Below are 15340 nucleotides of genomic sequence, written 5' to 3' on the forward strand. Positions count from 1 at the left end.
GATCAGCTACCGTCAGAGAAAAAGCATTCCCTCTTCTTCCTGTTCTTTGCTGACAACAGAGCTTTACGATCCGAAAACCTTCTTCACTCACGCGGCGTTGCTCGGTCAGACTTGCGTCCATTGCCGAAGATTCCCTACTGCTGCCTCCCGTAGGAGTCTGGGCCGTGTCTCAGTCCCAGTGTGGCCGATCACCCTCTCAGGTCGGCTATGCATCGTTGCTTTGGTGAGCCGTTACCTCACCAACTGGCTAATGCACCGCGGGACCAGCCATCAGTGACGCACAAAGCGCCTTTCAGCTTCTTTTCAGGTGAAAAAAAGCCCTATGCGGTATTAGCACCTGTTTCCAAGTGTTATCCCCCGCTGATGGATAGGTTCCCCACGTGTTACTCACCCGTCCGCCACTCCGCACGCTCGTCCACCGAAGTGGGCAAGCGGCAGCGTTCGACTTGCATGTATTAGGCACGCCGCCAGCGTTCGTCCTGAGCCAGGATCAAACTCTCATCTTGAATTTGATCGATCAACACCGTTGATCTTACTTAGCTCTTCAACTTTTTGCTCGCGTGTTGTTCGCGTTGTTGCTTGTATCTTGCTTCCTTGAAGAAGCGCCCTACACATTGGTTCGTTTGCTTGCTTTGTTCAGTTTTCAAAGGCCTACTTAATATTGCTATGATAGCCTATTAATTCTATCACTCAAACGACTCATTGTCAATTACTTCTTCTCTTCTCTTAAGAAGAATTTTCAACAACGTTCGTTGCAACTCAGTTATAATAACATCTGATATTCTTACTGTCAATGACAATTTGTTTATTCATATAAAAAAAGTTCAAATAAAACTTAAGCTAGAATAAACAAGTTGTTGCGACAACGTTAAACACTTTACCACGTTACCTATCAAAAAGTCAATGACAAATTTACATTGTTTTTCTTTTGTTTTCAAATAACAAAAAAGATTAGAAAAAAGCTCTCTTTTTTCTAATCTTTTACAGAACTATGAGGGTCCTGAATACGTTTGAACATTCTTTCCATATCATAGTTATTAAAATGAATTAATACCGGTCTCCCATGTGGACAATTAAACGGATTCTCGCATTCTGCCAGGTCCCTTAATAAGGCACGCGCTTGATCCTCGTTTAAGTAGTGATTAGCTTTGATCGAACGTTTACAGCTCATCATAATAGCCGTTTTTTCACGGAACTTTCGTACGCTTACTTCGCCTGTAGTTAATAGCATATCAATCATCTCATGAATAATCTCTTTTTCTTGTCCCTGTGGGTACCAGGTAGGGTGCGCACGAACAATAAAGCTATTTGCACCAAATTCTTCCAAATAAATCCCTACTTCTTGTAACAGTTCTGCTTGCTCTTTTAAAAAAAGAGCATCACTATTAGGATAATCAAGTACAATCGGGACTAGCATTTCCTGTAAATCTGATGAAACATTACCAATTTGTTGACGAAAATACTCGTATTTAATACGTTCTTGGGCAGCATGCTGGTCAATGATATATAGACCATCCTCACTTTGTGCAAATAAATACGTCCCGTGCATCTGCCCAAAATAATCCAACTGCGGAAAACGTTCTTCAGCTGGTTTTTCATTTGCAATTTTTTCCATCAGCTGACGATTTTCTTTTTGATGAATGTCATATTCTGGATGGTCCGTACTTGTTTCTTCTGCCGTTTCTTTCTGATACATATGTTCTTTTTCCACAGCTTTTGCTAGACCATTTTTGCTTTCAAGGCTATCTCCTTGACTTGGAAATGTTGTTTTACCAGCGTTTATCAACTCTGTTTTCGAGGAGTTTTCAACTTTTCCACTTTTATCCCCAGTTTTTTCCACAGAGTTTTCCACAGAAGAATCCTCGGTTTCATTTACATAAAAGTCGCCCGTTTTCCTATCATATGCAAGCTTTGAACTTTCATTACTTTTAGCTTCTTCAAAGTCCATCGTTAATTGCTGTGCTTTTTCCTGTTCGCTTACTCTCTTATTAAAATCTAAGTTATCTGTCGCATTAGGAATAAGATTTTCTTCCCTTAAGCGTTCGTTAATTGTTTTAGAAAGCAAAGCAGTTAATTCATACTCTTTTGATAAACGTACTTCCTGTTTTGTCGGATGAACATTGACATCAACTAACAGCGGGTCCATCTCTATTTCAATCACTGCAATTGGGAAACGACCCACCATTAACTTTGAACCATAACCATTAACGATCGCCTTATTTAAGGCAAAATTTTTAATGTAACGGCCGTTAACAATCGTTGATAGATAGTTACGATTAGCCCTTGTCACTTCTGGCAAAGAAATATACCCGTTGATTTTAAAATCCAAGTCTTCTGCTTGAATTTCCCGCATTTTCTTCGCCGTTTGTACCCCATAAATTCCAGCAATCGTCTGTTTTAAATCCGCATTTCCAGAGGTCAAAAGCATTTGGTTGCCTTCATGAACTAAATAAAAGGCAATGTTAGGATGGCTTAAAGCCAAGCGGTTCACAATGTCACCAATATGCGCTAGTTCTGTCTGCAATGTTTTAACATATTTTAACCGAGCAGGGGTATTAAAAAAGAGATTTTCAACCGTAATTTTCGTTCCTTGACGTAAAGCAGAAGGCTGATTTTCCACAACTTCTCCACCTTTTAAATATAGGTAGGTCCCTTGGCTAGCTCCTTTAGCTGCAGTTTCTATAGTAATTTCTGACACTGAAGCAATACTGGGCAACGCCTCACCACGAAAGCCCAAAGTGCGAATACGAAATAGATCATCGCGGTTGTGAATTTTACTTGTTGCATGTCTTTTAAACGCATTCTCTGCATCCTCTGGAGCAATCCCTGTCCCATTATCTGTTACTTGAATCTTTTTTAATCCTGCTTCTTCTAGAAAAATATTAATTTGGGTACTGTTGGCATCGATTGCGTTTTCGATTAATTCTTTAACAACTGAAGCCGGACGTTCAACCACTTCTCCAGCAGCAATTTGATTTGTAAGCCGTTCGGATAGTTCCAGGATTTTATTTGCCATCTACTTTCCCTTCTTTCTATTCTTGTACCGACTGTTTTAATTCATATAGTTTGTTTAATGCATCTAACGGTGTCATTTCCATAAGATTTAATGCATTTAATTGTTCAACCACATCACTTGCTAGTTCAGAATCTTCGCTAAATAAAGATAACTGTTGATTGGTTTCTTGCTTTTCTGTAGCTGATGATTCACTAGGAATCTCTTGATTTTGTAATGTTTTTCCTTTTTCAAGAGCTTGTAAAATATTATCCGCTCTGTTTAACAAATCTTCAGGTAAGCCCGCAATTTTTGCTACATGGATACCATAGCTTTTATCGGCTGGCCCTTCCATCATTTTATGCAAAAACACCAACTCACCGTCTTTTTCTACTGCGCCTACATGGATATTTTTTAACTGGGGCAATTCGTCTTGTAAGACCGTCAATTCGTGATAATGAGTAGAAAACAACGTTTTTGCACCGACATGCTGATGGATATACTCAATAATGGCTTGAGCTAAAGCCATACCATCATAAGTTGCTGTTCCTCGGCCCAATTCGTCAAATAAAACCAAGCTATTTGGAGTTGCATGTAGCAGTGCTTGATTGGCTTCCATCATTTCCACCATAAAGGTACTTTGTCCTGCAATTAAATCATCACTTGCTCCGATCCGAGTAAAAATACGATCAAAAATCGGCATAACAGCTGATTGGGCTGGCACAAAACAACCCATTTGTGCCAAGATCACCGTCAAAGCCAACTGTCGCATATAAGTGCTTTTCCCTGACATATTAGGACCTGTAATTAACAAAATCAATGTTTGCTGGTCCATTTGAACTGTATTAGGAATATATTCTTGACTTCCAAGAACTTTTTCTACGACTGGGTGTCGCCCTTCTATAATATTCAGCTCTTTTTCATCATTTAGTTCTGGCCGTACATATTGATAACGTTCACTAATAACTGCGAAACTTTGCAATACATCTGTTTTGCTAATTGTTTTGGCTAAATGTTGCAGTCGATCAATGGCTTTTTTTATTTTTTTTCTTACATCTAAAAATAGTTCATACTCTAAATCGACAGACTGTTCTTCTGCTTCTAGTATCAATTTCTCAAGTTCTTTTAGCTCGGGGGTGATAAAACGTTCTGCATTTGCTAAAGTCTGCTTGCGTTCGTAAGTTCCCTCTTCTAAGTTGGCTAAGTTGGCTTTGGTAATTTCAATATAATACCCAAAAACTCGATTATAACCAACTTTTAAGTTTTTTATTCCAGTTTTTTTTCGTTCTTTAGCTTCAAGCTCAGCAATCCATTGTTTGCCATTACGCATAGCTTCACGATATTTATCAAGTTGCTCATCAAAACCGTCTTTGATGACATTACCCTCAGTAATTGAAACTGGCGCTTCTTCGCTGATTGCTTGTCCGATGAGTTCTACTAAATCTTCCATAGGTTCCATATCGTTTAAAGTATCGTTCCATTCTCCTTGGTCAATCCCTTGTAAAATGGCACGAATAGCTGGCACTTGTTCCAACGAAGATTTTAATTGTAATAAATCACGTCCATTAACATTACCAAAAGCTACACGTCCAGCTAAACGTTCAAGATCATAAACCTTAGTTAAGGCTTCTTTTAAGTCTTCTCGTTCAAAAAAAGCATTCAATAAACTTGCTACTTGGTCTTGTCGTTTTAGGATCGCACTTTTTTGGATTAGCGGTCTATCTAACCACTGTTTTAATAGACGACCGCCCATGGCCGTTTTGGTTTCATCTAAAAGCCACAAAAGCGTGCCATGCTTTTTCCCTGTTCGAATCGACTGGTTTAATTCCAAATTGACCTTTGAGTAATGATCCATCTTTAAATAATGATCTACTTGATAACTTTGTGCTTTTTGGATATGATCTAGACTGCGTTTTTGCGTTAAAGAAAGATATTGTAACAACTTCGCTGTCGCTTCTTTTTCTAGGTCAGAAGAAAGCTCACTTATTAAAAATTGAAATTCAGCATTGGGCTCATAATCTTTTTGTGTTGAGAATATGACACCCAAACGTGTCTTTAAAGTTTCTTTTAATGATTCGGGGATATCGCTTGTTAGAACTATCTCTTTGGTTTGCAGTGAAGAAGCTTCATTTAAAACACTTTCTTGTTCATTTAAAGTAGTACTACATAATTCTCCTGTCGTTAAATCAACATAGCTTAGCCCATACTTTCCATTTGCAAAAGTCAACGCAGTTAGAAAATTGTTTTCTTTCGCACTAACACCTTTTCCTTCCATCAAAGTTCCCGGTGTCACTAGTTGAATAACTTCTCTTTTAACCATTCCTTTCGTGGTTTTCGGATCTTCTACTTGCTCACAAATCGCCACTTTATATCCTTGTTCTACCAGAATATCAATATAATTAGATGCTGCATGATAAGGTACGCCGCACATTGGAATAGGTTCTTCAGCATTTTTATTACGGCTTGTTAATGTCAGTTCTAGTAATTGAGCAACTTTTAGAGCGTCATCATAAAATAATTCATAAAAGTCACCTAAACGATAGAATAAAAAAGCATCCTGGTATTGCTCCTTGATGCTTAGATATTGTTCCATCATTGGTGTATTTTTAGTTTTTTGAGGCATCTGTTTCTTCCTCCTCGATTGCACCATTCACTTGTTTTTCAAAGTTTGTGATAATGTATTGCAAAAGTTCATTTGCATCGAACATTTTTTCACGGTAACTAAGCACAAGCGGATGAGTGTCATACTCTTTTTTTAACCGGTCAATTTCAGCATTTGCCTGTCTTGCTGCTTCCGGTTTGTCATAATGAGCAAATTGCACAGCTGCTTTTTGTTGTTGTTTTATCTGCTCTTCTAATTTTTGTAAAGATTCATTTTGCTGTGCTTGTTGTCGAACTTCTTGAAATTCTTTAATAAGATCATGTTCGTCTAGTAAATCAACGAGCTGCTCAAGAGCTGCGTGGATTTCTGGTTCTTCACGTAAAAGGTCCAAAGTTTACACCTCTGTTCGTTCATTTTATGCTAAAAATGGTTGATCCTCATTAATTAAAATCGGCTCGATACTTTTAGCAAAGCCACTGCGCGGATCCATTTCAACTAAACAAGCAGATAAAATACTGCGGCCATTTTCGACGACTTCAAAACGCTTAGGCAAAGCCGTAATGAATTTTTCAATAATAGGTTCTTTTTTCATCCCTAAAATCGCGTCATAAGGTCCAGTCATCCCTACGTCAGTCAAATAAGCAGTACCAGCAGGCAAGATTCGTGCGTCATTGGTTTGTACGTGAGTATGGGTGCCAACAACAGCAGAAACACGTCCATCCAGATACCAGCCCATAGCCTGCTTTTCACTTGTTGTTTCTGCATGAAAATCAACAAAAATGTAGGAAGTTCTTTTAGCAGCCATCGCAACCAATTCATCAGCTTTTTTAAATGGATCATCAATGTCTGCCATAAACGATCTACCTTGTAGATTAATCACTGCTAATTCGACATCATTCACCTTGACAAAAACCATCCCCTCACCTGGAGCTTGTGCTGGAAAGTTAGCCGGACGAATGATACGTTTTGCCTCAGAAATAAACTCGAAAATATCGCGATTATCCCATGCATGATTGCCTAAAGTGATAACATCGATACCTTCTTGTAAAAATTTTTTATAAATTTTTTCAGTAATTCCTTTACCACCTGCTGCGTTTTCTCCATTAGCAATTGTTACTTGAGGTGCATATTCTTTTTTTAGTTTTGGCAAATACTCAGTGATCGTTTTTCTACCTAAAGAACCTACAACGTCACCTATAAATAAAATTCGCACAAAATTTCCTCTTCTCTTTTTTCTTCTTTTTCCTATTATAATCGTTTTATGTTTTAAAAAAAAGGTTTTGTCTTATTTGTAAAATAAATTTTGAAAAAGTTTGTAAAATACACAGTTGTCAGCATTTTACAAAAAATATCTCAGATTCCATCTGTTAAACAAATAAAATTACATCATTTTTTACGCATTGTTTTGACTAAAAAACATTTCTTTTTGACAAATAAATTTGTCATAATGACTTATATGTGTTACATTAAAGTTGGAGGTGCTGAGTATGAAAACTAGACTCAGAGAGCTGCGTGCACGCGAAAGACTCAATCAAACAGAGCTCGCTAAAAGAGCTAAGGTTAGCAGACAAACCATCAGTTTAATTGAACGGGAAGAGTATATTCCATCGCTATTAATCGCTAAACGCATGGCAAAAATTTTTAATGAACCCATTGAAAATATCTTTATCTTTGAAGAGGAGGAATTATAAGATGAAAAAAACTTTAAAAATGATTTTATATTTAATTATTGGAGCAGCCGTTGGTTTACTTGTTTCAATCACCGCTCAAAATATCGGAGGAGATGTTTCTACTGACCGTTTCTACTTAAGCGTCAGCATTACAACAACAATAGTTGCCGCTTTTTTGATTGTTTTAGGAATTTTTCAGTATCGTCGCTTATTAACAGTAGCTAAAGATTATACGGAATCTATGGATGAAGATTCCTATGATAAATATCGTTATAATAAGTATAATGAAATTCAAATATATGGTGTAATAGGATTTGTATTATCACTTATCAGCCTTGCCATACCACTAGTTATAATGAACACTTATTTTAGTTTACCGACATTTTTGTTTACATTTATTGTCTATATTGTATCAATTATATTTCTTACTCGAACAACAAAACTGATAACTAAGCTTTATCCAGAACGAAATCTACCTCAACCATCAGATAAAAATTACACCGATAAATTATTACTGGCATCCGATGAAGGAGAACGTCATATTATGACAACAGCTCTGTATAAAACATTTTCCTTCACTCAAGTTGGAATTTTCTTTGGTATTCTCCTATTAATAGTTTATTCGATGCTGACTGGTGAATCACAAATTTTCAGTATTATTATCCTAGGCATCATCATGATCATCTCAAATACGAAATACTATAGTGAGATTAAAGAAAAGTAGTTATTCCTTTTTGTATTTTTAAGTATAAAAAGCCTTGTAAAATGGAAATTCACTCCCATTTTACAAGGCTACAATTAATTTATGCTCTTTTTCTAACTGTATTATTTAAAAAGCCGAGTTTATCTAAAGCTTGCCAAATTCCGTCATGATCGTTATCATCTGTGATACGATCCGCACATAAAGCAACTTCATCTGAGGCATTTCCCATCGCAATACCGCAACCCGAAACTTGTAACATTTCGCGGTCATTCATACCATCACCAAAAGAGATAATATCTTCTTGCGCAATGCCTAAACGTTGGGCAAGCGTTAAAATGGTTGCTGCTTTAGAACCGCCTTTTGGTATTACATCCACTCCATTTTCATGCCAACGTACAAAAGAAAGGTTAGGATATTTGTCATCAAAATAATGTTCCAATGATGCATCGTAAAATGCCAGTCCTTGATAGATATCTTCTCTTTGTGCAAAATTATAATCTAAATCAGGAGCCGTCGAGCCCACTGAATGCATGGCATCTTCTATTTTTGCCAAATTAAAAGTAGTATTGCGTTTATAAGCATCAATACCAACAAAAACAGTATCTATGCCTAATTCCTTCGCTTCTTTTACAAAACGTTGCATCTCTACCTGCGGTAATAATCGTTTGTAAACTTGATGATGGTTTAAAAAAGCAGCTGAGCCATTACAAAGAATGTAATTATCAAATTCTAATTGATAAATTAAGTCTTGTGCTAAAAACCGCGTGCGTCCAGTAGCTAACGTAACAAAATGACCTGCATTTCTTAATTCTTGTAAAGCTTCAATCGTACTAGCTAAAGGTCGTTTGTTCGAATCCAACAAGGTTCCATCAATGTCAAAAGCAAATAATTTTCGTCTCATTCTATTTGTCGGGCTCTCTTTCACTAAAATTTATGTTCACTTAATACTTAATCATATATTTTAATGAAATTCAATGGACTTGTTTAATACCCCCAAACTTCCTGGGTAATTTCAATGATTAAATGTAATTTATCCCATTGTTGTTGTTCTGTCAGAATATTTCCTTCTTCAGTAGAAGCAAAACCACATTGCGGGCTAAGACTTAAGCGTTCTAAAGGCACATACTGACTTGCCTCATAAATTCTTTTGATAATCGTCTCTTTGTCTTCTAATTTGCCGCTTTTACTTGTAATTAAACCTAAAACGACCCGTTTTTCTTCTGGCACAAAGCGCAATGGAGCGAAATCTCCGGAACGATCGTCATCAAATTCTAAGAAAAAAGCTTCCACATTCTCCTTGCCAAACAACGTCTGTGCAACGGGTTCATAACCTCCAGAAGCAGCAAAAGTAGAATGATAATTGCCGCGACAAATATGAGTGGTAATATGCAGATCTTCTGGCAAATCCTTTAAAGCGGCATTATTTAATTGTAGATACTGTTTTTGAATATCTTGTGTATCATAATCCTCATTAGTCATGCCTTGCCAAAAATCTTTATCTACCAGCATCCCCCAAGTACAATCATCTAATTTAATATTACGACAACCCAAGTGATATAATTCTAAAATCGTTTCTCGATAAGCTTGAGCAATATCTTGGTATAATTCACTGCGATCGGAATAAAATTGGTCGATTTTCTCTTCATTTTTTCCGCGTACTAATTCTGCAAAAAATTGAGCTGGTGCTGGGATACTTTGTCGTACTTGCACATTTCCATCAGCAAGTTCATGGGCAAATGTAAATTCCTTAAATACTGGATGATTTTTGTTAAATTGAACTTTTCCTTTCAAACGGGCAGAATCAGCACGCGTCTCTTCTCCGTGGAAAAGATAGCCTTGGTCCATGATATTATGTTCAACACCCGTTAATCCCCAGAAGAAGTCTAGATGCCAGTAACTGCGACGAAATTCACCATCTGTAACATATTTTAACCCAACTTCTTTTTCTTTATTAACTAGACGGACAATTTCTTGATCTTCTACCTCTTGTAATTTTGGATAAGAAATTTTTCCTATACTGTATTGTTCTCTCGCTTTTTTCAATTTTTCCGGGCGTAAAAAACTTCCTACAATTTCATAACGATTCACTGCACCTTGATTGACTACTTGTTGACTCATATTCTCTCCTCCTTTATTTTAAATAAAAAAAATCCTTAAAAGACAATTTGTCTTTTAAGGATGTAATAAACATACATGGTACCACCTTGGCTTTGTAAAAATATCGCTATTTTTACCTCTGTTCCCAATACATTGTGCTTATACTGGGTTCTTGTTAACGGAGAAAACCGTGTATTCCTAAATCATTCAGAATACCCACTCTAAAGCCATTTTCGAATTTACGTCTTTCGCTTCTTTTCAGCTGACGAAGCTCTCTTTTAGAAAGAAAAAATAAACTCTACTTTCTTTATCGATGTGTTTATATATTTTTTAAAATAATAGCAGACCTTTGTACTGCTGTCAATAATGTTCAGAATATTTCTATATCTTTTTCAAGTTAATCGACATAGTCAGATTTCGTACTATTTAACCAAGCGTAAACGAGACCAATGACTAAACCGCCTCCGATGTAATTTCCTAGTAACGCAAACACAATATTGTGGATAAGATTAGGTATTGTCATGGCACTGATTGTTCCATGTGAGGCAAAATATCCTAATGAAAAGGCAGGGAAATTCGCAATAACGTGTTCATATCCTAAAAAAGCGAAGATAAAAATAATAAAGATAATAGCTAATACTTTTCCCGCGTCGTCTTTCATGCGTAAGCTAATTATAACAGCTGTATTTACCACGATATTCGCAAAAATACCTTCTACCAAAATTTGAACAGTCGATTTTTCTAGTTTTCCAGCAAGTGAAGTAAACATATAATTATCTGCTGGTAAATCTTGAAAGACTCCTGTCAATGAAATTAAATAACCAAAAACGATTCCGCCGATGAGATTAAATAAAATACAGGTAAATAAAATTTTACTCGCCATTTTTATATCAATTTTTTTGCGATACACCCCTACTGTCATATAAAGCATGTTAGAGGTACCTAACTCTGCATTCATATATAAAATCATCACCAATGACCAGCTAAACATAAAAGCATACAAAAACTTCCCTGAACCAGCCGCAACTTCTTCTGCATTCATTGCTGTACCAAATGCAATCGCTGTCCCTAAAGTTAAAAACAAACATGCCAACATTGCCCGAACGGCATAGCGTATGTAACTACTTTCAATTAGATCAACTTTTTTTATAATTGACGAATCTATTTTTTCAAATAATGCCGATATTGAATTCATTGTCCTCCACCTTTTCTGTTTACTCAACGATAACTATCGTTTTTATTTTAATGAGCTTTAGACGTTTTGTAAAGCGATTTTGTGAAAAATAACGCTTATTTCGAGTCATAAGATTTATTTGCCTGTTATGCCTTTGTCTTTAGTCTTTTGCCATTCTTAAAAAAACTAACATTTTTCGCTAATCTTTCTCAATAGTATAATTAACTAAATGGATAAATATTAAATGCATTTTGAAGATGAACAATCATCCGCATAAAAAACAAGCTCATTCGTTCAACAAAGACAGAAACTTTCTTTCAATTTTTAAACAAGTTTTATTTAGCAAAAGCCATTTAGTCATGAGAATTTCCTTGACAGAATGCCCAATATCAAGGTACAATGTCTTGCGTGTAAAATAATGCAGCAGAGGTATAATAGTTCGTCCCCAGTTCGTCGCCTGATGAGGTTCAATTGCGTAGCCGCGGCTGCAAAGGTGAAGATTGAAGAGCGAACTACACGAAGTATGAATATCTCATCGGATTATTTTACTCCAAAAAATATTATTGGAGGAATCTTTAATGTCTCGTTATACTGGACCATCTTGGAAAGTTTCCCGCCGTTTAGGTATCTCACTATCCGGTAGCGGAAAAGAATTATCTCGTCGTCCTTATCCACCAGGACAACACGGACCAACTAGCCGTGGTGCTCGTTCTGAATATGGATTGCAATTAAGAGAAAAACAAAAATTACGTCGTATGTATGGCTTAACTGAACGTCAATTCCGTACGCTATTCTCAAAGGCTAGCAAGATTAAAGAAGGTAAACATGGTGTTAACTTCATGATCTTACTAGAACAACGTTTAGACAATATGGTTTATCGTTTAGGTTTAGCAACCACTCGTCGTCAAGCACGTCAACTTGTGAACCATGGTCATATTACAGTCGATGGTAAACGCGTTGATATCCCTTCTTATCATGTAGAAGTAGGGCAAGTGATCGGCGTACGTGAAAAATCAAAAGAAATGAGTGTAATCACAGAAGCTATTGAATCTGTTGTAGGTACTCCTGCATTTGTTAGCTTTGATGATGAAAAATTAGAAGGTTCATTGACTCGCTTACCAGAACGCGAAGAATTGACCCCTGATATTGATGAAGCACTTGTCGTTGAATACTACAACCAATTACTGTAAGATTCTAACGCAAAGACCAAAGTCTTATTTTATAGGGCTTTGGTCTTTTTTTATTCCAAAATTTTCACCCTAGCTATTTTACTTCTTAGCTGCTAAAAACAACCTCTCATCGAAAAACTCCAGACAAAATAAATGTATTCTGCTAACTTTTAATTAAAAGGCGGGATAATCATGATTCTAACAACAAATAATCTTAGTAAGTCTTATGGTCAGCAAAAGGCCGTTAATCACTTGAACTTAACTATCGAAAAAGGAAGTCTAACTGCGCTTCTTGGTCCAAATGGCGCAGGAAAGTCGACGACTATGCAACTATTAATTGGTTTGACATCTCCAACTACTGGCAGTGTTAGCTATCAAGAACAAGTCAAAATCGGTGTGGTTTTCCAAACAAGCGTACTTGATGATATGTTAACGGTTCAAGAAAATCTGCAAATTCGTGCGAAGCAGTATAGCAAAGTTTCTCAAACAAAAGTAACCCAATTAATTAAACAACTAGGTCTAACAAATTTTTCTAAACAAAAATATGGTCTTTTATCTGGCGGACAAAAACGTCGCGTAGACATCGCTCGAGCACTATTAAATGAATCAGACATCCTTTTTCTAGATGAACCTACCACAGGCCTAGATATTCAGACACGTTCAGCTATTTGGACTTTATTACAGCATTTACAAGACGAACAAGACTTAACTATTGTTTTAACGACTCACTACTTAAATGAGACAGACAAAGCAGACAAAATTTATATTATCGATCAGGGGGCATTAATCGCTCAAGGCTCTGCAAAAGAAATTAAACAACGCTATGCAAATAACTTACTGACGATTACAGCCAAAACTCCTGACAAGTTTTATTCATTACTTGAAACAGAAAATATACCGGTCCTTAACAAAAAAACAGCAACTGTTGCTCTCTTACCGGCAACAGTACAGCAAGCCATCCAACTGCTAACAAAGTACCAAGCAGAAATTCAAAGTTTTGAATTTCAAGCAGGAACGATGGATGCCGCATTTATAAAATTAACTGGAAAAGAGGTGCGCTAAAATGCAAACATTGATCAAACGTAATTTACTATTATATTTCCGTGATAAAACTGGGGTTTTCTTTTCTATATTAGGCGCTTTTATTTCTTTTATTCTTTATCTCATCTTTTTAAAAGAGACTATGGTTTCAGAATGGTCTCGGCTTCCTCAAACCAATCAGTTATTGGATAACTGGCTTATCAGTGGTACGCTAACCATAGTAGGAATGACAACGACGCTTGCAAGCTTAACGCAGCTTGTCAAAGATCGAGAAAACAACGTTCGTCAAGATTTATTGCTAACCGACATTAGTACTCTGCGTTTACATTTAAGCTATTTACTAAGCGCTGCACTTATAGGAATAATTATGCAAATGCTTTTGTTTAGTATAATGTTTCCTTACTTTTACTTTACAAATCATACAGTACTTACTTTGACCCAATTAGCAAGTCTTTTGGCGCTAATAATTTTCAATGCTTTATTAGCAGCTACTTTAAATCTTATGCTTGTTCAGCCAATAAAAACCGTGGATAATGTGGGTAAATTAAGTTCTGTCATAGGTACTGCGGCTGGTTTTTTAGTCGGAACCTACGTCCCTATTGGGGCATTGCCAAGCTTTGCTCAATTATTAGTGAAATTAACACCTGGAGGTTACATTGCTTCTTTATATCGACAAATCTTATTAGCTCCAACAATAACAAACGTTTTCAAAGATAACCCTGTTGGACAAAAAAATTTTGAAGAAGCCATGGGTGTACGTTTTAAACTTTTTGAATTGCTAACGATTCAACAAACTTGTCTTATACTAATGATTATCTTATTTTTTGCATGCTTTGTTGCTTTATTTCCTCAATGGTTGAAAGCTTATAAAAATCAACGTGCTTTGTTTCACCAATAACTTACAAAGAAAGAAGGTCGAAATTTGGTTAACTGTCGATTCGAATTGAACCCTCAATTTTCCGCAACAGAGCCTGAAGTTATCGTTCGAGCAGCTAGTAAAAATATCGATATAGAAGAATTAATCACTTATATTGAACAGTATCAAAATCAGACAATTTCATCGAAAATTTTACCGGTAAAGACAAACGATCAGCTTATTATGCTTAAAACCGATGCTATTATTTTAGCCGATATTCAGCAATCTACCCTTTTAATTTATACCCTTGAGGGAACTTTTACTACCTCAGAAACATTGATTCATTTTGCTAAGCGAGTAGATAACACGAACTTTATCCAAATCTCCAAACATGCCTATATTAATTTAGACCATCTACTTTCTTTATCAGACAGTTTTTCAGGTAATATGACAGCTACATTGGTCAAAAATATCAAAACGGATGTGAGTCGAAAATACGTGAAATCACTGATGCAGCATCTAGGAATAAAATAGGAGGTCTTTTTTTGAAAAAAATAATTCAATATGCCGGTATTGGTGTCGGCTATGGCTCATTTTCTTACTTAATGATTCTACTGTATAACCCAGAAATTATACCTACTAGAAACAATATCACCAGTTTTCTACTAATGAGTGCCGTCATTGGTATTAGCGCAATCTTATTTGATATTGAGAAATTAAATTTTTTACTAGCATTAGGAATCCACTTTTTTACTACTTTGTCTATTGTTATTGTCACCATGATTTATAATGGCTGGCTTGATGATGTGATGCACACAACTGAATTTTGGCTGATATTTATTATTATTTATGTGGCCGTTTGGTTGATTTCATGTATCTCAAATGCATTAAAAGTTGATAAAATTAATCGAGCTTTATCCAAAAAGCAAGCGCGTAAACGCTAATTTTTATCGTCAATTTTTTTGACATTCCCGATGATTTAAATTAATTTCTGTTTTTATAGCTTTCTTTCGTTAACCTTTTGTTTACTTATGGT

General features: G+C 36.1%; 14 protein-coding genes, 1 rRNA gene and 1 other annotated feature. Of the genes, 7 read left to right on the plus strand and 8 right to left on the minus strand.

What is annotated here, in order from left to right; genetic code table 11:
* From TS1_RS12670 to TS1_RS08490, 5 genes are all read right to left on the minus strand, one after another.
* Positions 1 to 506, minus strand: a 16S ribosomal RNA gene (locus tag TS1_RS12670); the annotation flags it as partial.
* Positions 507 to 973: 467 nt separating this feature from the next.
* Positions 974 to 3016, minus strand: coding sequence for a DNA mismatch repair endonuclease MutL (gene mutL, locus TS1_RS08475; RefSeq protein ID WP_068709772.1), 2043 nt, complete (start codon positions 3014 to 3016; stop codon positions 974 to 976).
* A 16-nt stretch (positions 3017 to 3032) separates the two neighbouring features.
* Complete coding sequence (gene mutS / locus TS1_RS08480; protein WP_068709774.1) at positions 3033 to 5615, minus strand: DNA mismatch repair protein MutS; 2583 nt, start codon at positions 5613 to 5615, stop codon at positions 3033 to 3035.
* Positions 5599 to 5985, minus strand: coding sequence for a YlbF family regulator (locus tag TS1_RS08485; protein WP_068709776.1), 387 nt, complete (start codon positions 5983 to 5985; stop codon positions 5599 to 5601). Before TS1_RS08485 ends, mutS begins: the two co-directional genes overlap by 17 nt.
* Before the next feature lie 24 nt (positions 5986 to 6009).
* Positions 6010 to 6807 carry a TIGR00282 family metallophosphoesterase gene (locus tag TS1_RS08490; protein ID WP_068709778.1) on the minus strand — a complete coding sequence of 266 codons (798 nt, stop codon included), beginning with the start codon at positions 6805 to 6807 and terminating at the stop codon, positions 6010 to 6012.
* Between the two features lie 274 nt (positions 6808 to 7081).
* On the opposite strand from TS1_RS08490, the gene TS1_RS08495 reads away from it, so the two are divergent.
* Together TS1_RS08495 and TS1_RS08500 are read left to right on the plus strand one after the other, a co-directional pair.
* The gene (locus tag TS1_RS08495; protein ID WP_068709780.1) at positions 7082 to 7285 is read left to right on the plus strand and encodes a helix-turn-helix transcriptional regulator; all 204 of its coding nucleotides are present in this window, start codon (positions 7082 to 7084) and stop codon (positions 7283 to 7285) included.
* A 1-nt stretch (position 7286) separates the two neighbouring features.
* Positions 7287 to 7988, plus strand: coding sequence for a DUF3169 family protein (locus TS1_RS08500; protein ID WP_068709782.1), 702 nt, complete (start codon positions 7287 to 7289; stop codon positions 7986 to 7988).
* A 79-nt stretch (positions 7989 to 8067) separates the two neighbouring features.
* Here TS1_RS08500 and TS1_RS08505 read toward each other — a convergent pair whose 3' ends face one another.
* From TS1_RS08505 to TS1_RS08515, 3 genes are all read right to left on the minus strand, one after another.
* Entirely contained in the window at positions 8068 to 8868 is an 801-nt protein-coding gene (locus tag TS1_RS08505) for an HAD family hydrolase (RefSeq protein WP_068709784.1), read from the minus strand.
* A gap of 83 nt (positions 8869 to 8951) precedes the next feature.
* Positions 8952 to 10085, minus strand: coding sequence for a 5-methyltetrahydropteroyltriglutamate--homocysteine S-methyltransferase (locus TS1_RS08510; RefSeq protein WP_068709786.1), 1134 nt, complete (start codon positions 10083 to 10085; stop codon positions 8952 to 8954).
* Positions 10086 to 10138: 53 nt separating this feature from the next.
* Positions 10139 to 10387: a binding site (T-box leader), on the minus strand.
* A gap of 74 nt (positions 10388 to 10461) precedes the next feature.
* On the minus strand, positions 10462 to 11259 hold the full coding sequence (locus TS1_RS08515) for a formate/nitrite transporter family protein (RefSeq protein WP_068709788.1): 798 nt from the start codon (positions 11257 to 11259) through the stop codon (positions 10462 to 10464).
* Between the two features lie 557 nt (positions 11260 to 11816).
* Here TS1_RS08515 and rpsD point away from each other — a divergent pair.
* From rpsD to TS1_RS08540, 5 genes are all read left to right on the plus strand, one after another.
* Positions 11817 to 12428 (plus strand): 30S ribosomal protein S4, encoded by a 612-nt coding sequence (gene rpsD / locus TS1_RS08520; protein WP_068709790.1) that lies wholly within the window; start codon positions 11817 to 11819, stop codon positions 12426 to 12428.
* 171 nt (positions 12429 to 12599) lie between these two features.
* Positions 12600 to 13469: an ABC transporter ATP-binding protein gene (locus TS1_RS08525; RefSeq protein ID WP_068709791.1), complete on the plus strand. Its 870-nt coding sequence runs from the start codon at positions 12600 to 12602 to the stop codon at positions 13467 to 13469.
* Position 13470: 1 nt separating this feature from the next.
* Positions 13471 to 14346 (plus strand): ABC transporter permease, encoded by an 876-nt coding sequence (locus tag TS1_RS08530; RefSeq protein ID WP_068709792.1) that lies wholly within the window; start codon positions 13471 to 13473, stop codon positions 14344 to 14346.
* A 24-nt stretch (positions 14347 to 14370) separates the two neighbouring features.
* Positions 14371 to 14838: a LytTR family DNA-binding domain-containing protein gene (locus tag TS1_RS08535; RefSeq protein ID WP_068709793.1), complete on the plus strand. Its 468-nt coding sequence runs from the start codon at positions 14371 to 14373 to the stop codon at positions 14836 to 14838.
* A gap of 11 nt (positions 14839 to 14849) precedes the next feature.
* Positions 14850 to 15248, plus strand: coding sequence for a DUF3021 domain-containing protein (locus TS1_RS08540; RefSeq protein ID WP_068709794.1), 399 nt, complete (start codon positions 14850 to 14852; stop codon positions 15246 to 15248).
* Positions 15249 to 15340 lie beyond the last annotated feature (92 nt).

The sequence above is a fragment of the Tetragenococcus solitarius NBRC 100494 genome (genome assembly GCF_001544195.1).
In the GTDB taxonomy this organism is placed as follows: domain Bacteria; phylum Bacillota; class Bacilli; order Lactobacillales; family Enterococcaceae; genus Tetragenococcus; species Tetragenococcus solitarius.

Coding starts and splice junctions, on each gene's coding strand:
- mutL (WP_068709772.1), bottom strand. CDS start 3,016: ATGGCAAATAAAATCCTGGAACTATCCGAACGGCTTACAAATCAAATT.
- mutS (WP_068709774.1), bottom strand. CDS start 5,615: ATGCCTCAAAAAACTAAAAATACACCAATGATGGAACAATATCTAAGC.
- TS1_RS08495 (WP_068709780.1), top strand. CDS start 7,082: ATGAAAACTAGACTCAGAGAGCTGCGTGCACGCGAAAGACTCAATCAA.
- TS1_RS08500 (WP_068709782.1), top strand. CDS start 7,287: ATGAAAAAAACTTTAAAAATGATTTTATATTTAATTATTGGAGCAGCC.
- TS1_RS08505 (WP_068709784.1), bottom strand. CDS start 8,868: ATGAGACGAAAATTATTTGCTTTTGACATTGATGGAACCTTGTTGGAT.
- TS1_RS08510 (WP_068709786.1), bottom strand. CDS start 10,085: ATGAGTCAACAAGTAGTCAATCAAGGTGCAGTGAATCGTTATGAAATT.
- TS1_RS08515 (WP_068709788.1), bottom strand. CDS start 11,259: ATGAATTCAATATCGGCATTATTTGAAAAAATAGATTCGTCAATTATA.
- rpsD (WP_068709790.1), top strand. CDS start 11,817: ATGTCTCGTTATACTGGACCATCTTGGAAAGTTTCCCGCCGTTTAGGT.
- TS1_RS08525 (WP_068709791.1), top strand. CDS start 12,600: ATGATTCTAACAACAAATAATCTTAGTAAGTCTTATGGTCAGCAAAAG.
- TS1_RS08530 (WP_068709792.1), top strand. CDS start 13,471: ATGCAAACATTGATCAAACGTAATTTACTATTATATTTCCGTGATAAA.